This is a genomic window from Paraburkholderia panacisoli, assembly GCF_008369935.1.
GTDB classification, from domain to species: Bacteria; Pseudomonadota; Gammaproteobacteria; order Burkholderiales; family Burkholderiaceae; genus Paraburkholderia; species Paraburkholderia panacisoli.
Map to the genome: position 1 here is coordinate 21,624 of NZ_VTUZ01000067.1, position 18,139 is coordinate 39,762.

Genomic DNA, 18,139 nt, shown 5'->3' on the forward strand with positions numbered 1-18,139 from the left:
CATGCTCGCACCTACTGTCAAGTTGCGTGTCGCGTCGGTTGACGCGCCGACCGCGCTGATCAAGTCCCTCACGCTCGAAGCCGAGGACGGCGCGCTGCTGCAGGGCTATGAGCCCGGCGCGCATATCCAGGTTCAGATCCCGGCTGCCGACGGCGGTGTGGCGCAATGGCGCTCGTATTCGCTGATCAATACCGATCCGCAGATCGATACGCGCGCCGGTGTGCGCGCCTACCATCTCGGCATCCGGCGCGAAGACGAAGGCCGCGGCGGTTCGCGCTTCATGCACACGCTGCAGGCCGGCGCCACGCTCACGGTGCGAGCACCGGTCAGCCACTTCCCGCTCGCCGCCCCGCCTTCGGTAATCCTGATTGCCGGTGGTATCGGCATCACGCCGATGGCGGCCATGGCAGCAGAACTGAGCGCACTCAAACGCGATTACTCGCTGCACTTCTCGGGCCGCACGCGCGACGCGCTGCCGTTTGTCGAAGAGCTGCGCGCGTTCGCGGGCGAGCGCCTCGTGCTGCACACCGACGACGACAGCGCCACACGCCTGTCGATCGACGCGCTGCTCGACGGCGCCCAGGTCAACCAGCCGATCTATGTGTGCGGCCCGTCCGGCATGATCGACGCGGTGCTCGCGGCGGCACGCGAACGTGGTTGGCACGACTGCGACCTGCATTACGAACTGTTCAGCGAAGCTGCGCCGCAGGAAGGCGACACGACCTTTGAAATCGAGCTGAAGTCCTCGGGCAAGGTGCTGACCGTGCCCGCCGACAAGTCGGTGCTCGACACCCTGCTCGATAACGGCGTCGACGTCATGTACGACTGCCGTGCCGGTTACTGCGGCCTGTGCTCGACGCAAGTCTGCGGCGGCGAGATCGACCACCGCGATACCTACCTCTCGGATGGCGACAGGGCCGCCGGCAACGTCATGCAGGTCTGCATCTCGCGCTGCAAGAGCGAGCGCCTCGTGCTCGACCTGTAACGGGTCGATTAGCGTTACTGAACATCACTAGACAACACATCCAATGGAGCGCCGTATGAGCGAAACTCTGGTTACCTATGAACTCGACGGCGCAGTGGCGTTGATCGGCCTGAATCGTCCCGAAAAGCGCAACGCGATCAACGAAGACGTGATTTCGCAATTGCGCGACGCGGTCAACCGCGCCAGCGACGAAGCCATGTGCGGCGTGATCTACGGCCATGGCGGCAACTTCTCGGCCGGCCTCGACCTGCGCGAGGCGCTGTCCCGTGCGACCGGTCAGACGGCGCCTCCGAAGAAGCGCCGCCGCCACTCCTGGCACGAAGTGTTCGACATGATCGCGCGCGGCCCGATCCCGTTCGTCGCGGCGCTGCACGGCGCCGTGGTGGGCGGGGGGCTGGAACTGGCGACCGCAGCGCACGTTCGCGTCGGCGACAAGACCTGCTTCTTCGGCCTGCCTGAAGGCCAGCGCGGTATCTTCGTCGGTGGCGGCGGTACCGTGCGCATCCAGCGCGTGGTCGGCTACACCGTGATGGCCGACATGATGTTGACCGGCCGCCTGCTGAACGCAGAAGAAGGTCAGCGCGAGCACATCATCACCTACGTGACGCCCGAAGGCGGCGCGCTTGAGAAGGCGAAGGAAATCGCAGCAAGGATCGCGCAGAACGTGCCCGACACCAACTGGCGCATCACCAACCTGCTGCCGCGCGTCAACGATCTCTCGCACGAGGACGGCCTGTTCCTGGAGTACATGAGCTCGAACATGATGCGCTCGCCCGAAACCGCCGCACGTCTGCAGAATTTCGTGGACGGAAACGCCAAACTCGCCAAGCCGGAGTAATGCAAGGATGAACGCACCCACAGAACTCACACAACAGGAATCCGCGGCACTGGCCCATGTGAAGGCCGCCGAAAAGGCCGCCGCGCAAATCCCCGTTGTTGCCGGCGTAAAGCCGCGCGATATCGAGCGCGCAGCCGTGATCGGCGCAGGCACGATGGGCGGCGGCATCGCGATGGCGCTCGTTGCGGCCGGCATCCCGGTCACGCTGATCGACGCCAACGAGGAAGGCCTGCAGCGTGGCCTCGCACGCATCCGCGACAACTACAACCAGAGCATCAGGCGCGGCAAGTTGGACGAATCCACGCGCGATGCGCGCCTCGCGCTGATCACGGGCTCGACCGCGATCGCCGACGTCAACGACGCCGACATGGTCATCGAAGCCGTGTTCGAAGACCTCGGCCTCAAGCAAGGCATCTTCCGCGAACTCGATCAGCATGCGAAGGCTGGCGCGATCCTCGCGACCAACACGTCGGGTCTCGACATCAACGAGATCGCCGCTGTCACGAAGCGCCCGCAGGACGTGGTGGGCGCACACTTCTTCAGCCCGGCGCACGTGATGCGCCTGCTCGAGGTCGTGCGTGCCGACAAAACCTCCGACGAAGCAGTCGTCACGCTGATGGAACTCGGCCGCCGCATGGGCAAGGTGTCGGTGTACTCGCTCGTGTACCCGGGTTTCATCGGCAATGCACTGTTCCGCAACTACAACCGCGAAGCCCACTTCCTCGTCGAAGACGGCGCACTGCCGCACGAAGTCGATGCCGCGCTCAAGGATTTCGGCTACGCGATGGGTATTTTCGCGGTGCACGACATGGCGGGTAACGACGTCGGTTACCAGACGCGCAAGGCGCAGATGGCCACGCGTCCGAACGACCGCCGCTGGAACGACCTGATCATGAAGCTGGTCGACATGGGCCGCCTCGGTCAGAAGAGCGGCAAGGGCTGGTACCGCTATGAAGCGGGCGACCGCACGCCGCATCGCGATCCGGAAATCGAGCAGTACATCGTCGAGGAATCGGCACGCATGGGCATCGCGCGCCGTCAGATCTCCCCGGAAGAGATCATCAAGCGCTGCATGTACGGCATGATCAACGAAGGCGCGAAGCTGCTCGAACAGGGTATCGCGCTGCGCGCGAGTGATATCGACGTCGTGTACGCGACCGGCTACGGCTTCCCGGCCAAGCGCGGCGGCCCGATGTACTACGCCGACCAGATCGGCCTCGCCAACGTGTATCACGACATCAAGCGCCTGTACGAAGAATATGGCTACTGGTGGAAGCCGGCGCCGCTGCTCGAAAAGCTCGCGGCCAGCAACGGCAAGTTTGCCGATCTCTGATCACCCCCATTAGAGCATCCTGCCCGCTTCACGCGGCAGCATGACTCGAATACAAACGCCGGACCTCACGTGGATGAGCGTCTGGCCTTTGTTCTTTGATGGCAACAATTGTCACTGCATCATTGCCCGTCAGCGTACCTTTTAAGGCATTCTGCCCACGGATAGTCCGTAATCCAGCACGATGGAATTCTGTCGCCGCGAAGTCTCTCCCATGCGCACAACCAGTCAACCCGGGGTGATCCTGCTTGCCGGGCGAGATCCAGATCAGTTACGCGAACGCGTTGCTGCAATGCTCAAAGTCCATCAAGCAAGAGCGTGATGGCAGCATTGACCGCCGCGTTGCCCGCCAAGACAACGGAGCAACTCGAAAATCTCATGGCTTACCGCAGACAGGCTGCGCTTTCGCAGTGGTGATCATCGACTGCGACTAGGCGCCATTGACGCCGGTCTCTACATCCTTGCGTGTTCTGCGGCGGCCGGGTTGGTGAAACCATTTAGGCCTCGCCGCGAATCGAATGCGCGGCCACATTCATCACGTGAGCATCAACTCAGGACGAAAAAAACGCCACGCGTAAGCGTGGCGCCTGAGGCACGGCATGCCGGGAAACCCGGTGCATGCCGACACTGGTTTTTCTTGACGGCTCAGAACGTGTGACGGATACCGACCTGCACAGCGAGCTGGTTGGCCGTGCTCGAACGGCCATTTCCATAAATTGCATTCGTACCGACGGTGGCGCCGTACGACATCGGCGTCGAAATCAGGAAGTTGTCAGCAAATTGGCGACCTGCAAATGCATGCTGCAGGGTACCAAAAGCATACACGTCCGTACGCTTAGACAGGCGATAGTCGGCACCGAAGCTATACAGATTGAATTTGCCGAGCTGACGCTGATCCATATAGGTAAAACCAGCACCCAACGTCACAAACGGCGAAGCCTGGTAGGTCACGCCTGCTTCATAGCCGCTTGACACCACGGTGCCAAGCGTCCGGCTATTCGCACTCGTGTACGTGTACACACCGTTCAAGGCGAAACGATCACCGAGATGCACCTGACCAGCCAACGCTGCCGTGTAAATCGCATCGGCCTGCAGCGCGTATTGCGCCATCGTACCTGCGCCCGGTCCGCCAGTTGCACCGACGGCACCACCTTGCGTGCGGGTAAAGCTTGCGGCCACCGAATACGGCGCGTTGAACGTACCGGACGGGCTGTACCTCAGGCCAGCACTGAACACGCTCGCTGAACCGTTAAACGTACCGCCGAGACGACCCGGTGTATTGCTGAAACCATACATCAGGCCAGCACCGAAGCCATGCCAGACCGGCGTTTCATAACGCACCATATTGCTGACCGGCTCACCCGCCAGGCGGTCGACGTCATACGCACCGTGGAACGCATACGACGGCGCGAACTGGGCAACGTTCGCGTAGTACGAAATGTAATCGTAGATGAAGTCGTAGTCATAACCGGCAATCAGGGTACCGAACTTGTCGCTAGACAGACCGACAAAGGCGCGGCGACCAAACAGGGCGCCACCGTGAGTAGCGGTACCGGTATTCAGCGAGAAACCGTTTTCGAGCGTGAAGATCGCCTTCAAACCGCCACCCATATCTTCGGTGCCATGCAGGCCCCACCGCGAAGCCTGGTTGATACCGTCATCGAGCTTGAACTGGGAGCTGCCTTTTACGTTGTTCACGTAGGTCAAGCCATTGTCGATAATCCCGTACAGCGAGACGCTGCTCTGTGCACAGGCACCGACCGAAGCGAGCGCCGCAATCGCGCCCACCATTACTTTCTTCTTCATCTCCGTCTCCACGCCTCTCAACTTCTGATTGAACAAAAATCTGCCGGTAGCGTCGCAATCTGCGCGTCGATCCATGTTTACGACCGTGCATATCCCAGAAACACGATTTGGAATATTTATAGCATTGTTTCGCATACCTGAGATGGGCGCAATAAATACAATAAGAAAGCGGGTTATGGTTTTCCTTGATGCCGGCATGTAAACGGGCGTCATCTGCTGCGGAGGCTTGCCAGAGCAGGCATATGCCTCGCAATCAGAAGGATGTTGGCCGGGAAAAGGACGTGCGGGCGACACGATCGCGCAGTATGGCGATGCATGCGCACAACGCCTTGTATGTATACCTATTGCGTCGCGCCAGCCAATCAGCCTACCCACCCCAAAAAAAAGCCCCTGGGAGCATCGGCTCTAACCAGGGGCACGGGGTATGTGATTCGGAACGCCGCGAGCAGGTGCGCAGTCTGTCAATCGTCCTCGTAGAGCGGTTCCATCGACGAAGAATCGACTTCCCGGCCGGGCGCAGGCGCGCTGGCGAAGTATTCGGTCGGCAGCGTCGCGAGGAACTCCGAAAAGCCCGCGTCGCCGCCCGGGGAGTGCTCGGCCATGGCGGCTTCGGCCGCGCTTTCATCGCCGGACAGCAAGGCTTGCGCGAGCTTCTGGTGATCCGCGATGGCCTTTTCGCGTCGACTCGGCGCGAGGAACGGCTTGGGCCGGTAACGCGAGATCAGGCGGCGGATGGAACGAATCTGATCGGCCAGATAATCGTTATGGCAGGCACTGCAGATCACTTCGTGGAATGCCACATTGGCGCGGGCAAAACCGCGTGCATCGTTTTCCTCCAAAGCAGCTACGCCTTCGTCGATCGCCTTTTGCAGGGCCGCGCGTTGCTTGTCGTTCATGCGCCGCGCAGCGAGGCGGGCCGATACCACCTCGAGCTCGCTGAGCAGTTCGAGCACGTCGCGCAATTGCGGCACCGACATCTTGCTCACGAACACACCCTGCCGCGGCACGATCTGTACATACCGCTGGGCGGCAAGCTGCTGAAGCGCCTCGCGGATCGGCGTGCGTGAGACATTGAAGCGTGCCGCCAGCGCCCGCTCGTCGAGCGTTGCGCCCGGCACAAGCTCACCACGCTCAATTTCCGCTTCGAGAAGCGCCTTGATTTCCGCCGACCTGCTCATTTTCGGGACCTGGCTCATCGAACGAGAATGACAAACATTAAAAGGTTAATAGGGAAATATCACAGCGGTATGCATCCCTATGATACCGCATCGGTATACCAGATATCCAACGCCAGATTAGCCCAGTGAAAAACGGCGCCGTGTTTGCACACGGCGCCGTCGGAAATAGTCGCCAAACAGGGCTTCTTAGTGGTTCTTCAGATGCCGCGCCGCACGGAAGTAATGGAAGGCCGACCAGATCAGCACCACGCTCACCGTGAGCATGGCATAGCGCACACCATTGGCCGAAGCGTCATGGCAAGCCGATGCAAACGGACCCGGCAACATCGCCGCGGCACCATGCGGACCCTTCGGCGCGGTACACACCGCCTGGAAGTTACCTTGGGTGAACAGTTGCGATGCGAATCGATCGCTGAGGAAACCCACCACTGGCGTACCGAGGCCCTGACCGATCAGGTTCATCAGCAGGAACACGATGGCCGACGCGGTAGCCCGCATGCGCGGCTCGACAATGCTCTGCACCACCGCGAAGGTTGGACCGTTCCACGTGTTCAGCAGTATCGTGCCGATGAACAGCAGCGCCACGCTCACCTGCCACTGATCCGCGAGAAAAGCGAGCGCCAGTAGCGGGAAACCGAGTCCAGTGCCGAGCGCCGGGATCCGCGCATACCATTGGCGATCCTTCGCGCTGGCCCAGTCAGCCGACACGCCGCCGAGCGTATTGCCGATGATGCCGCCCACGCCCAGCACCAGACCGAAAATCAGGCCGGCCTGAGCAAAGCTCATGTTGTAGACGCGGATGAAATACATCGGGATGAACAGGTTGATACCGTACTGGCCAAACGCACCGATCACCGTACCGAGCAGCATCTGCACGAAGGCGCGGCTCGAGGTCAGCAGTTTGAACACTTCGCTCAGAGGCGGAGCACTGGCGCTGGTGCTGGCTGCGGCACCATCCGCGCCGCCGCGCCGGGGCTCACGCAGCGTAAGCCATGCCAGCAGGCCAAACACAAGACCCGGCAGGCCGACCACATAGAACACCGGACGCCAGCCCAGATGCTGCACGAGCCAGCCGCCGCCGAACGCGCCGGCCAGCACGCCGATCGGTGGGCCCAGCGCATAGATCGCGAGCGCGCTGGCCCGGCGGCGCGGACCGAACTCGTCGGCGATCAGCGAGTGCGAGGTCGGCGTGCTGCCGGCTTCGCCGACACCCACGCCGAGGCGATATAGCATCAGTTGCCAAAAGCTGCCAGCCGTGCCGCACAGCGCGGTCATCGCCGACCAGGCGACGATCGAGATCGAGATCAGCACGACGCGGTTGAATTTGTCGGCTAGACGCGCAATCGGCAGGCCGAGCACCGAATAGAAGACCGAAAATGCGAGGCCGCCCAGCAGGCCGACCTGAAAATCGCTGAGGCTCATGTCGATCTTCACGGCCTGACCAACGACCGCAACGATGATGCGATCGACGAAGCTTGACGCATAGATCAGCACCAGCAGCAGCAAAAACCATCCGCGATACCAGTTGCTGCTCGATCTCGCGCCCACGTTCTGGGCGGCTAATTCTTTCATATGGGATGTCTCCACGTATCCACGACTCCGAGTATTCCGCTGGTCAACCCACGCAGGCCCGTTCTTTATCGACCTTTATGTATGCCACTAAAGGTTCTGTGGGATTTTTTGGCGATTGTGCGGCATAAATATGGGCTGCGCAATAGCCACATGGCTTTCGATGCGTCATCGTTTTCACCTAGCCATACCGGTGGCACGTGATGCGACGGTTTTTCCGGCACGCGGCTGAACTGATCGAAGCCGATCGCCCGCCGCTTGCAGGAAAGCTCCGGCGCGCGAGTCCGCACTGGATGCGGCACACGCATGCACTCGCGCGCGCCCAGACATCTGATGAACGCGGCTTGTCATCGTGCAATACTGCAGGAAGGCGTTGATAGTCATGTAGCGGGCCTCGGCATCGCGGCAAGGTCCCGCGAGTGATTTCTTGCTTATGCACATCTGAGCCGTTCGACGACAACGGAGACTCCATCGACTTACGGTTTTCAGAGTGCTCAGTTGAACCGCTCCTCCCAACGCGCCGTACGCCCGAAGTTACTTAATTGTGCGCGAAGCACGGTAATTCAGTCTCTTATCGTGAGGCTGCCCGCGCCGTCGCCGATCTGACAGCATTGCCGAGGCTCTCCCACACCACAGTCCGCAAAGATACTGTCGACTGCGGCGAATACGTCGAAAGCGAACAATTCCGGATCGGTTGGCTAGCTGGACGAAGCAAGCGAGACAGAGTGAGCCACCTCAGGATCGCAATCGACGCAACGGTGCTGCCCGCGAACTCATTGTAAGAAGCGCGCAAGTTCGAAGTCGTAGCAGGTCGAGTCGAACGCGACGGCAAGGTAGCTCGGCGATTTGTGTCTGCGTTGCAGCGCCCAAGCCTGACTCGAGTTCTCATTGCGGAAGCGCTTGATCAGTGTCGGTGGGTTCCATCAACGATGGTCGACCTGTTACCGACGGTGCTCGCGGGATGCGCTCGCTAGTAACGTCTGTAGTGCCACGCGTAGCGCCGAAAATCCTCGACTGGTTCCACATCAGCATGAAACTGCACGCGATTACATCTTCGATCCGCGCGTATGAGTATTTCCGTGGACGGCCGGAGATTATGCAACGGACCGTTCGCCTACTACTCAAGATAACGCACTATGGCGCGGCGCCTAGCGCTATTTCCACGGCTTTGACTAAGGTGGCGTTGTTGAATGGTTTCCGCAGACAGGCTGCAGCGCCTGACGCAAGAGCTTTCTCGCGAACGGCCGGATCGTTGTGCCCCGTGATGCAGATGACGGGCACGCCGGTCGGGGCAAGGCGACGCTGTAGCTCCAGCCCGTTGATCCCGGGCATCTGAAAGTCGAGGACGACGCACGCGGGCAGATACGACGCTGTCGACGAAAGCGTGCCTAAAAATTCTTCGCCACTGGAAAAAGTCTCCGCCTTTATCCGGACGGAACGCAGCAAACGCTTGACGGCGCGGCAAACTGATTCGTCATCATCGACCACAGCGACGATTTGATTGAGAGTGGCCATATGACGACGCGATCGCCCCCGTTACTATCTTCACTCCCTGATAATCGGGGATTTGGCCAGCCGGGCCCGGCATGATTCTCGCCCCCAGTCGCTTCCATGATCCGGGGGGTGTTGTCACCGGGTCTGGTGGGTGGCTGGTGATCGCTAATAGGGGCTCGGCCGGATTATCTTGAGGCCGTCCGTAACGTGGATGCCGAGACTTGCCACCGATGTTGCAGGCCAACCCGCTCAATCTGCAAAAACCTCGATGCAAGAAAACCAACAACATAGCTCCGTCGATGTATTCGTTGGCGTCGACGTAGGCAAAGGCCACCATCACGCCGTTGCCCTTGATCGGACTGGAAAGCGTCTGTACAACAAAGCGCTGCCTAACGATGAGGCCAAGCTGCGCGCCCTTATCACCGAGCTCAAGGCACATGGCCAACTCCTGTTCGTCGTCGATCAGCCCGCCACGATCGGCGCGCTGCCCGTGGCTGTCGCGCGAGACGAAGGCGTTCTGGTCGCCTATCTGCCGGGTCTGGCCATGCGCCGCATTGCCGATCTGCATGCGGGCGAAGCCAAGACCGACGCCCGCGATGCCGCCATCATTGCCGAGGCCGCCCGTTCGATGCCGCATACGCTGCGCTCGCTTCGACTGGGGTTCCCCCCGTTTTCCGGATTACACCAGCGACGGAGAGTTCGCGACTGCACGCTTCAGCGGTGTCCGTTACGACGCTGCGACCCGATGGGACGCAGCAGATATTCGTGTTGGCGGACCGTGGCGGCTATCTGGAATCGAAGGAAGACATTCCTGAGCCGCACGCCTTCAAAGTCATCGTGCGGATGCCGGACGGCGAACACGAAGTCGAATTCGAAGAACATGAGCACCACGACGACGCGCATGCAGCAGCGACCCGCGACCATAGCATCCGGTCGGCGTACATCCACGTGATGGCGGATGCGGCGGTCTCCGCGCTGGCTATCTTCGGCCTGTTGCTGGCGCGCGCGTTTGGCTGGCTGTGGATGGACCCGCTGGCGGGTGTCATCGGGGCACTCGTGATTGCGAACTGGTCGTACGGCTTGATGCGCGACACCGGTGCGATTCTGCTCGACATGAATCCCGACCGACGCATGGCCGAGAATGTCCGGCACGCCATTGAGGACCGTGGCGACAAGGTTGTCGACCTGCACGTGTGGCGGGTGGGTCCTGGTCATATGAGTGCCGTGGTGTCCGTGGCGACGAGTGAGTCGCAGCGCGACTCCCGCTTCTATCACGAAGTGCTCAGGCGCTTCAAGGGGCTGTCGCAGGTCACCGTTGAAGTACAACGTTCACACGCAGCGGCCTGAATCATGGTAGTCAAGTCGCCGTGCATCGATGTGTTTGCCTTCGATGGCAAGACCAAGCTTTGTATCGGCTGTTTTCGGACGCTCGACGAAATTCGGGCGTGGAAGAAGATGACCGACCACCGGCGCCATCAGGTGATTAACGACCGGGCGCGGCGACAGGCCAGGCTGCAGCGCGATTCTTCAGTGTTATCGTCCGAACAACCCCGAACGCAGGACATCTGAATCGATGCGGAGCGGCGCCGCCGCTTCATTCTGACGACTTGTTTCTGTAACACCCAGCGCGATAGAAGCGCACCCGCTCATTGGCACGTGCTTTCCGGCTTTTCACCGGTCACTTCCGGCGGGAGGGTAACAAGTCTGCATACTGGCTCTGGCGGCCGATAGCCACACTGCGTCTTTGACCGCCCCTCCTTGTGGAACCTTGAGACGATTCGACTCGACAGTCGTTGCTGCCAGCGTCCAGCGGCCTACTTCGATACGGCAACACGTCCTTTAGATTCCGCTTTCTCATCGTGGACGCACCAATAGCTGAAGAGGGCCGTCATCAATCTCTACACGATCACTTCATCGTGAACCGACGGTTTTTGCGCAAGTAATTTGGAAAGCTTCCGCAGCGCCGCATCCAGCTCGTCGCGACTCCTACCGCGGCCGAGTGAAATACGGATCGCATTTGGCGGGTTATGCCCCCGATGAAATGCAGTCGACGGCGCAACAAGCAGCCCCTCCTTACGCGCAGCAGCGCACAGATTCAAGGGCCGCCAGTAACTTGGCAGCGTCAGCCAGACATGGATGCCGTGATTCAGAGTTCCACCAGCCGCACCTGACAAAGTTCCGGTCGCCATACGCTGGCGTACGCGCGACTCTGCCTGCACACCGGCCAGTAGCAAAGCCGCCGAGCCATCATGAATCCATTGCGTAGCCAGCGTGGTCGTCAACATCGATGTTGAAGAGAATGTCCGTAGCGCGGAAAGGAACGAGTGCTCGCTTTGCAGGTCCGGAAAAGTCACAAAGGCCGTGCGCAGCCCTGGCGACAGGCACTTCGACAGGGTCGACACATAGAACACCTGCTCCGGAACCAGGCGTGCCAAAGGTGGCGGCGCATTGTCGGCGAGCAGCCAATATGGGTCATCTTCGATCACTTTCACATTCAGGCGTGCGGCTATTCGGGCGATCTCCAGCCGTCGTTTCTCCGGCATGGTCTGGGCCGTCGGATTCTGAAGCGTCGGGTTCAGATAGATGGCCCGTGCGTTGTGTTCTGCGCAGGCGCGTTCCAGTGAGTCCGGGCGCATTCCGTACTCGTCGACAGCGACGGCTTCAATCCGCCGCCCTAGTTGCTCCGTTGCCATCGGCATACCAGGATACCCAAGCGGCTCCATCAAGATGACATCACCCGGTCCGGTTAGCGCCAGAATCAACGCAGCCAGCGCGGATTGCGCACCCGGGCACGCGACCACGCGCTCCATTTCAATCTTTCCGAGCATCGGTTTCAGCCATCGCGCGCCAGCCTTGCGGTCCGCAATGCTGCCGCCGCTGAGGTGGTACGTCATCAGCAGGTCGGCGTCAGCGCGCATCAGGATCTGCGACATCCCCTCACGCAACAACGCCTCCATATCGACATCGGCGGGTGGCGGCGGAATGTTCATGCTCAGATCGACGCTTTGCGTCAACTCCACCTTCGGCGCCGCGACGAACGTGCCGAGCGTGCCGCGCGCCTCGATCAACTGGCGTCGGCGCGCTTCCGTGAAACCGCGCGTGACGGTCGTCAGGTCGATCTTCAGCAACTCCGCCAGCTGGCGTTGTGCGGGGAGCCGATCGCCGGCGCGTAACGACCCGTCAGCAATCGCGCGTTCGAGAAACTTGACGATCTGCAGATATCGCGGACCGTCGCCATGGGTAAAACCGGAAGCCCAGACGGCCTCCTTGTATGGATCATGTATGGAGCTCATTTGGCGTCAATCTGTCGCACTTGTATGGATATTGTCTCACACTACGATCCGGGCACGGGACGTAGGTCCATACACTGCGCTGATTGTAGGGAAGCGCGGAAGCACCAAATGGTAGAGCGCGCCGGGCGGGTTCACCGCCTCGCGCGCCAGATCGCTCGGCCGGATGCATGTATGGATGGCGTCGCCGCCAACCAGGGCACATCACATGCGAAATCGGAATTTGTTTGGAAAAGGAAACGCCGCGCGGTCTATTGCGTTCATCCGGCCGCGCGAAACCAGGGGCTTGATTGGTGCGGCTAATTGCACCGTCCTGCTGGGCGCATCCGGGCTACTTGGCGGATGCAGCACCGCATTGCTCGATCCCAAGGGAGATATCGGCATGCAGGAGAAGCATCTGATCCTGCTTGCGCTCGGTTTGATGCTGCTGGTCGTCGTTCCCGTCATTCTGTTGACCTTGTACTTCGCATGGCGCTATCGCGAGTCGAATAGACACGCGACCTACGCGCCCAAATGGGCCCATTCCACTGCGATCGAAGTGATCGTCTGGGCGATTCCCTGCGTCATCGTGGCCATCCTTGCCCTCGTGATCTGGCGCACCACGCACAGCCTCGACCCATCCCAACCGATCGAGTCGCAGAGCAAGCCGGTCCGCGTCGAAGTCGTCGCGCTGAACTGGAAGTGGCTGTTCATCTATCCAGATTACGGTGTGGCCTCGGTCAATCAACTCGCGATTCCCGTCGACACGCCGATCTCGTTCGACCTGACCGCCGAATCGCTGATGAACTCTTTCTTCATTCCGCAACTCGGCAGCCAGATCTACGCCATGTCGGGCATGCGCACGCAGTTGAACCTCATTGCCAACAGCCCTGGCGTCTACGCCGGGCGTTCCTCGGCGTTTAGCGGACCCGGCTTTTCGGACATGCACTTCGACACCGTGGCCACCCGTCGCGCTGACTTCGATGCATGGATCGCCCGCGCCAAGCTCTCGCCGGTGTCGCTCGACAAGGCGACTTACGAAGCGCTGGCAAAACCCAGTCAGAAGGATCCGGTGACGTTGTATGCGCACGTCGCGCCGCGTCTTTTCGACGACGTAGTCGATCAGTACATGCACACGGCGGCTCGCGCCCCGATCTGCGCGACCGGCAATACCACGCCCTCCGCTGAACGCACCGGAGCCAAATCGCCTGCCCATCAGGCTATGGAGTAGTCACCATGTTTGGAAAACTTACCCTCGACGCTATTCCGTATCACGAGCCCATCATCATGGGCACCCTCGCCGTAGTCGCCGTGCTTGGCATCGCACTGCTTGCTGCACTGACGTTCGCGGGCAAGTGGACTTACCTATGGCGTGAGTGGATTACCTCAGTCGACCACAAGCGGATCGGTGTGATGTACATCCTGCTTGCGCTGGTCATGCTTCTGCGCGGCTTTGCCGATGCCATCATGATGCGCACGCAACAGGCCATCGCATACAACGACGCGGCCGGCTATCTGCCGCCCCACCACTACGATCAGATCTTCACGGCCCATGGCGTGATCATGATCTTCTTCGTAGCGACCCCGCTCATTCTCGGACTGATGAACGTCGTCATTCCGCTGCAGATCGGTGCGCGCGACGTCGCCTTTCCATTCGTCAATTCGTTGAGCTTCTGGCTGTCGGCAGTGGGCGCGGTGCTCGTGATGATCTCGATGTTCGTTGGCGATTTCGCGGCCACTGGCTGGGTTGCGTATCCGCCGCTATCAGAGCTCGGATATAGTCCCACGGTCGGTATGGACTATTACATCTGGTCGCTGCAGATATCGGGGCTGGGTACGACACTCACCGGCATCAACTTCATCGTGACGATCCTGCGGATGCGTGCGCCGGGCTTGAACCTGATGAGGATGCCCGTCTTCGTGTGGACCGGGCTGATCACCAATATCCTGATCGTCGCGGTGTTTCCGGTCTTGACGGGCACGCTCACGCTCCTCGCCGCCGATCGCTATCTCGGCATGCACTTCTTCACGAACGAGCTGGGCGGCAACGCAATGATGTACATCAACCTCATCTGGGTGTGGGGGCACCCTGAGGTGTACATCCTGATCCTGCCTTGCTTCGGCGCTTTCTCCGAAATCATCTCGACGTTCTCCGGCAAGCCGTTGTTCGGCTATAAGTCGATGGTGTATGCGACGGCGTCTATCGGCATTCTGTCGTTCTTCGTCTGGCTCCACCACTTCTTCACGATGGGCTCGGGCGCCAATGTAAATGCATTCTTCGGCATCATGACGTCGATCATCTCGATTCCGACCGGCGTGAAACTGTTCAATTGGCTCTTCACGATGTTCCGAGGGCGGATTCGCTACCACACGTCCACGCTCTGGACGATCGGCTTCATGATCACCTTCGCAGTGGGCGGCATGACTGGCGTTTTGCTGGCCGTGCCGGGTGCGGACTTCGTGTTGCACAACAGTCTTTTCCTCGTCGCGCACTTTCATAACGTGATCATCGGCGGTGTGGTGTTCGGCTGTCTGGCCGGGATCAGCTTCTGGTTCCCGAAAGTCTTCGGCTTCACGCTCAACGAATTCTGGGGCAAGGTCTCTTTCTGGTGCTGGCTGATCGGCTACTGGCTGGCCTTCACGCCGCTCTACATCCTCGGCTTCGAAGGCATGACCCGTCGCATGAACCACTACGCGGTGCCAGAATGGCATAAATGGCTGGTCGTGGCACTGATTGGCGCCGTGTTCATTGCAGCAGGCATTGTGGCGATGATCGTTCAGTTCGCGGTCAGCATCCGCGACCGTGAAGCCAACCGCGATCTGACCGGCGATCCGTGGAATGGACGCAGCCTCGAATGGTCGACGGCGTCGCCCGCCCCGTTTTACAACTTTGCTCACGTACCAGTGATCACGTCGCTCGAGCAACATTGGGACAACAAGGAAGCTGGCAAGGCCTATGTGCAGTCGGGTAAATACGAGGACATTCACATGCCGCGCAACACTGGCGCAGGTGTGATCATCGGGGCTTTCAGTTTTCTTTTGTGCTTCGCGCTGACATGGCATATGTGGTTGTTTGCGGCGCTCGGCCTCCTCGGGATGATCGGCACCTTCATCGTCCGGTCCTACGACCAGGACGTCGACTACTACGTGCCGGCGGCTGAAGTCGCCCGAATCGAAAATGCACGCTACACACAGCTGAAAGAGGCAGCCTGACCATGACGACCGTTGCAACGACGCAAGCCCATCCACGCCATGATGGGCACCACCATTCGCATGACGATGGATCGAAAACGACGCTCGGGTTCTGGATCTATCTGATGAGCGACTGCCTGATCTTCGCCACCCTGTTCGCGACATTCGGCGTGCTGGCCTACGCCACTGCGGGCGGCCCGACCGGCAACCACTTGTTCGAAGTGCCTTATGTACTTGGCGAAACCCTGCTGCTTCTGGCCAGCAGCTTCACGTTCGGTCTCGCAATGCTCGGTATGCAGCTTCGCCGGCACGCACAGATCATCGGCTGGCTCGCGGTCACCTTCGCGCTTGGCGCGGGCTTTGTCGCGATGGAACTGGTCGAATTCGCGAAGCTGATAAGCGATGGCGCAGGTCCGCAGGTCAGCGCATTCATGTCGTCGTATTTCGTTCTGGTCGGCACGCACGGCTTGCACGTCACATGCGGCCTGCTGTGGATCGCGATCATGATGCATCAGGTCTACAAGTTCGGTTTGACCGGCGTCACGCGCCGCCGACTTGCTTGCCTGAGCCTCTTCTGGCATTTCCTCGATCTGATCTGGGTCTGCGTGTTCACCTTTGTCTATTTGCGCGAGTTTGTATGAAAAAGACGTCTCACCCATCAACGACGCATGAGGCCTTTCACGCGTCGTCGCACGGCAGTCTCAGGGGCTATCTGATCGGAATCGTGTTGTCACTGGTGTTGACGCTGGCATCGTTTGGCACCGTGATGACCGGTGTCGTTCCACACGGTTTCGGTCTTGCAACGATCGTCGTGCTTTGCGTGACGCAGTTGGTGGTGCAATTGATCTTCTTCTTGCACATCGGTGCATCTCGAGACCAGAGAACCAACACCGGCATTTTCGTGTGTACCGGATTTCTGATTGCGATCATCGTCGGATTGTCCCTGTGGGTCATGCATAACGCCAATCAGAACATGATGCCATCACATATGTCAGTTGAAAGAGCGATGTCTCGCGACTAAGCATGCTCACCTTTGAGGGGCGCTGCGTGACACAGCCGCCCTTCCCCTCCTTCCATGAGATTCTTCCTGACTAACGCCGGGATCGCTGTCACAACCAACGCGGGCTCTATAGTCCCAAAAGAGCCGGACTATGCCGAGCCATCGCCAGTCGATATCTGGCCTCGGCTATCGTTTGAAGTGCGAGACAAGCTATGCTGCAAAACCCTCATATTCCGCCAAACGCATTTTCGAAGATTTGTCCCTCACGTGACGTACTCGCCAGACTCGGTCAGAAGTGGACGATCCTCGCGATGGTCGCGCTACGCGACAAACCATTACGCTTCGTTGAGATCAGACGTCGGATACAGGGTGTGTCGGACAGGATGCTCACACAAACTTTGAGAGCAATGGAAAGGGATGGTCTCGTCCAGAGAAAAGTTTATGACGAACGTCTGCCACGCGTCGAATATACGTTGAGCGTTTTAGCTCGCTCGGCGTTGCCAATCCTGGTTGAGTTGAAGAAATGGGCCGAGTGCTCTCTCGAGTCCATCGAAGCGAGTATGCAACGGTTTGATTCAAATATTGATCTGTGACTGGCTTTCCATCAGACCTGACAGCGCCGCGCGTCTGGAAGCGTGGTTGCATAGGACGTTTGAGGCACGGGGAAGCGTGCGCCATGCGCGCTTATGAAGAACATTGTCCAGCCCGACCGTTGTGCGCGGGACTGCTATCCTGGCGGCAAGCTGGTCGGAGCATCAGGCATTCCTGGGGCACTGTCATGCATGGACGCCCCCGGATTGCCAAGCTTCACGTTGCGATGGTTTAAAGGTCTTGATTGCAGCCATGCATCCGGACGGTTGTGGTGCAATTCCGGCGCGTCGGTCTGTTACTCTCGAGCTTTTGACGACCATGAGCCAATGAGTAAGCTGAAAGATCTCGAATGGTTGTTCAACGTACTGGAGTTGACCCTGTAACTCAGGACACTCGGACACCGTTAAGTTGGGTGAAGCGCTACACGCCGGAGTGCGTCAAACGCTGGAATCGGTTGGCCACGACAGCCGGTCGGTCGTGGCGGGTCGACGAGACCTACGTGAAGATTCGCGGCAAATGGGCCTATCTCTACCGCGCCGTTGACCGGGCGGGAAAGACGATCGATTTTTGCCTCAGCGCCAGGCGGGACGTGGCGGCAGCAAGGGCGTTCTTCGCGAAGGCAATCAGGACTCAGGGACGCGCTCCTGAGACGATCACGCTGGACGGCTACTCGGCATCTCATCGGGCGGTCCGCGAGATGAAGACCGACGGGTCGCTACCCAGGCGAACGAAATTGCGATCCTCGAAGTACCTGAATAACCTGATTGAGGTGCGACACGAAGTCGCTTACAGAAGTTGTTCGCCCTTCTCGCCGCATTGAAGGAGTGAACCACCGGTGTCACCCGGTGAATCTAGGAGCCTGAATCAAGAGCGGCTCTGACAACGTA

Annotated in this window: 15 protein-coding genes and 3 pseudogenes; 13 read left to right on the top strand and 5 right to left on the bottom strand. The window is 59.8% G+C overall.

Going from position 1 to position 18,139, the window contains the following annotated elements:
* Position 1: 1 nt before the first annotated feature.
* From FVF58_RS46545 to FVF58_RS46555, 3 genes are read left to right on the top strand one after another with little or no spacing between them, the layout of a single operon-like run.
* A complete protein-coding gene (locus tag FVF58_RS46545) occupies positions 2 to 985 on the top strand; it encodes a PDR/VanB family oxidoreductase (protein ID WP_149676296.1) in 984 nt (327 codons plus the stop codon).
* Positions 986 to 1,040: 55 nt separating this feature from the next.
* The gene (locus FVF58_RS46550) at positions 1,041 to 1,823 is read left to right on the top strand and encodes a crotonase/enoyl-CoA hydratase family protein (protein ID WP_149676297.1); all 783 of its coding nucleotides are present in this window, start codon (positions 1,041 to 1,043) and stop codon (positions 1,821 to 1,823) included.
* Between the two features lie 7 nt (positions 1,824 to 1,830).
* A complete protein-coding gene (locus FVF58_RS46555; protein ID WP_149676298.1) occupies positions 1,831 to 3,156 on the top strand; it encodes a 3-hydroxyacyl-CoA dehydrogenase in 1,326 nt (441 codons plus the stop codon).
* 642 nt (positions 3,157 to 3,798) lie between these two features.
* Here FVF58_RS46555 and FVF58_RS46560 read toward each other — a convergent pair.
* The 4 genes from FVF58_RS46560 to FVF58_RS46575 form a co-directional block, all read right to left on the bottom strand.
* Positions 3,799 to 4,959, bottom strand: a complete 1,161-nt coding sequence (locus FVF58_RS46560) for a porin (protein WP_149676299.1) — start codon at positions 4,957 to 4,959, stop codon at positions 3,799 to 3,801.
* A 461-nt stretch (positions 4,960 to 5,420) separates the two neighbouring features.
* Positions 5,421 to 6,137, bottom strand: a complete 717-nt coding sequence (locus FVF58_RS46565; protein ID WP_246217527.1) for a GntR family transcriptional regulator — start codon at positions 6,135 to 6,137, stop codon at positions 5,421 to 5,423.
* Positions 6,138 to 6,323: 186 nt separating this feature from the next.
* Positions 6,324 to 7,709, bottom strand: a complete 1,386-nt coding sequence (locus FVF58_RS46570; protein ID WP_149676301.1) for a spinster family MFS transporter — start codon at positions 7,707 to 7,709, stop codon at positions 6,324 to 6,326.
* A gap of 1,131 nt (positions 7,710 to 8,840) precedes the next feature.
* Positions 8,841 to 9,221 carry a response regulator transcription factor gene (locus FVF58_RS46575; protein ID WP_149676302.1) on the bottom strand — a complete coding sequence of 127 codons (381 nt, stop codon included), beginning with the start codon at positions 9,219 to 9,221 and terminating at the stop codon, positions 8,841 to 8,843.
* A 247-nt stretch (positions 9,222 to 9,468) separates the two neighbouring features.
* Between FVF58_RS46575 and FVF58_RS46580 the strand changes: the two are divergent.
* The 3 genes and pseudogenes from FVF58_RS46580 to FVF58_RS46590 form a co-directional block, all read left to right on the top strand.
* Positions 9,469 to 9,858: pseudogene (locus tag FVF58_RS46580) on the top strand (IS110 family transposase); the annotation flags it as partial.
* Positions 9,858 to 10,547: pseudogene (locus tag FVF58_RS46585) on the top strand (cation diffusion facilitator family transporter); the annotation flags it as partial. The pseudogenes FVF58_RS46580 and FVF58_RS46585, both read left to right, overlap by 1 nt.
* Before the next feature lie 3 nt (positions 10,548 to 10,550).
* Complete coding sequence (locus FVF58_RS46590) at positions 10,551 to 10,769, top strand: DUF1289 domain-containing protein (RefSeq protein ID WP_149676303.1); 219 nt, start codon at positions 10,551 to 10,553, stop codon at positions 10,767 to 10,769.
* A gap of 329 nt (positions 10,770 to 11,098) precedes the next feature.
* On the opposite strand, the gene FVF58_RS46595 is transcribed toward FVF58_RS46590, so the two are convergent.
* Positions 11,099 to 12,493, bottom strand: coding sequence for an aminotransferase-like domain-containing protein (locus tag FVF58_RS46595; RefSeq protein ID WP_149676304.1), 1,395 nt, complete (start codon positions 12,491 to 12,493; stop codon positions 11,099 to 11,101).
* Positions 12,494 to 12,698: 205 nt separating this feature from the next.
* Between FVF58_RS46595 and cyoA the strand changes: the two genes are divergently transcribed.
* From cyoA to FVF58_RS46625, 7 genes and pseudogenes are all read left to right on the top strand, one after another.
* A complete protein-coding gene (cyoA, locus tag FVF58_RS46600) occupies positions 12,699 to 13,700 on the top strand; it encodes a ubiquinol oxidase subunit II (RefSeq protein ID WP_149676305.1) in 1,002 nt (333 codons plus the stop codon).
* A gap of 5 nt (positions 13,701 to 13,705) precedes the next feature.
* The gene (cyoB, locus tag FVF58_RS46605) at positions 13,706 to 15,682 is read left to right on the top strand and encodes a cytochrome o ubiquinol oxidase subunit I (protein WP_149676306.1); all 1,977 of its coding nucleotides are present in this window, start codon (positions 13,706 to 13,708) and stop codon (positions 15,680 to 15,682) included.
* Positions 15,683 to 15,684: 2 nt separating this feature from the next.
* Positions 15,685 to 16,302, top strand: coding sequence for a cytochrome o ubiquinol oxidase subunit III (gene cyoC, locus FVF58_RS46610; protein ID WP_149676307.1), 618 nt, complete (start codon positions 15,685 to 15,687; stop codon positions 16,300 to 16,302).
* Positions 16,299 to 16,682, top strand: coding sequence for a cytochrome o ubiquinol oxidase subunit IV (cyoD, locus tag FVF58_RS46615; protein ID WP_149676308.1), 384 nt, complete (start codon positions 16,299 to 16,301; stop codon positions 16,680 to 16,682). The genes cyoC and cyoD overlap by 4 nt, the downstream gene beginning before the upstream one ends.
* 191 nt (positions 16,683 to 16,873) lie before the next feature.
* Positions 16,874 to 17,254, top strand: a complete 381-nt coding sequence (locus FVF58_RS46620) for a winged helix-turn-helix transcriptional regulator (RefSeq protein ID WP_149676309.1) — start codon at positions 16,874 to 16,876, stop codon at positions 17,252 to 17,254.
* A 93-nt stretch (positions 17,255 to 17,347) separates the two neighbouring features.
* Positions 17,348 to 17,635: a hypothetical protein gene (locus tag FVF58_RS52065; protein ID WP_188131172.1), complete on the top strand. Its 288-nt coding sequence runs from the start codon at positions 17,348 to 17,350 to the stop codon at positions 17,633 to 17,635.
* A 14-nt stretch (positions 17,636 to 17,649) separates the two neighbouring features.
* Positions 17,650 to 18,030: pseudogene (locus FVF58_RS46625) on the top strand (IS6 family transposase); the annotation flags it as partial.
* Positions 18,031 to 18,139 lie beyond the last annotated feature (109 nt).

Excerpts from the sequence above, each read along its gene's own strand:
- FVF58_RS46575 (WP_149676302.1), bottom strand. The coding sequence starts at position 9,221 with ATGGCCACTCTCAATCAAATCGTCGCTGTGGTCGATGATGACGAATCA.
- FVF58_RS46560 (WP_149676299.1), bottom strand. The coding sequence starts at position 4,959 with ATGAAGAAGAAAGTAATGGTGGGCGCGATTGCGGCGCTCGCTTCGGTC.
- FVF58_RS46595 (WP_149676304.1), bottom strand. The coding sequence starts at position 12,493 with ATGAGCTCCATACATGATCCATACAAGGAGGCCGTCTGGGCTTCCGGT.
- FVF58_RS46545 (WP_149676296.1), top strand. The coding sequence starts at position 2 with ATGCTCGCACCTACTGTCAAGTTGCGTGTCGCGTCGGTTGACGCGCCG.
- FVF58_RS52065 (WP_188131172.1), top strand. The coding sequence starts at position 17,348 with ATGAAGAACATTGTCCAGCCCGACCGTTGTGCGCGGGACTGCTATCCT.
- FVF58_RS46550 (WP_149676297.1), top strand. The coding sequence starts at position 1,041 with ATGAGCGAAACTCTGGTTACCTATGAACTCGACGGCGCAGTGGCGTTG.
- cyoC (WP_149676307.1), top strand. The coding sequence starts at position 15,685 with ATGACGACCGTTGCAACGACGCAAGCCCATCCACGCCATGATGGGCAC.
- FVF58_RS46565 (WP_246217527.1), bottom strand. The coding sequence starts at position 6,137 with ATGAGCAGGTCGGCGGAAATCAAGGCGCTTCTCGAAGCGGAAATTGAG.
- cyoD (WP_149676308.1), top strand. The coding sequence starts at position 16,299 with ATGAAAAAGACGTCTCACCCATCAACGACGCATGAGGCCTTTCACGCG.
- FVF58_RS46590 (WP_149676303.1), top strand. The coding sequence starts at position 10,551 with ATGGTAGTCAAGTCGCCGTGCATCGATGTGTTTGCCTTCGATGGCAAG.
- FVF58_RS46620 (WP_149676309.1), top strand. The coding sequence starts at position 16,874 with ATGCTGCAAAACCCTCATATTCCGCCAAACGCATTTTCGAAGATTTGT.
- cyoB (WP_149676306.1), top strand. The coding sequence starts at position 13,706 with ATGTTTGGAAAACTTACCCTCGACGCTATTCCGTATCACGAGCCCATC.
- FVF58_RS46570 (WP_149676301.1), bottom strand. The coding sequence starts at position 7,709 with ATGAAAGAATTAGCCGCCCAGAACGTGGGCGCGAGATCGAGCAGCAAC.
- cyoA (WP_149676305.1), top strand. The coding sequence starts at position 12,699 with ATGCGAAATCGGAATTTGTTTGGAAAAGGAAACGCCGCGCGGTCTATT.
- FVF58_RS46555 (WP_149676298.1), top strand. The coding sequence starts at position 1,831 with ATGAACGCACCCACAGAACTCACACAACAGGAATCCGCGGCACTGGCC.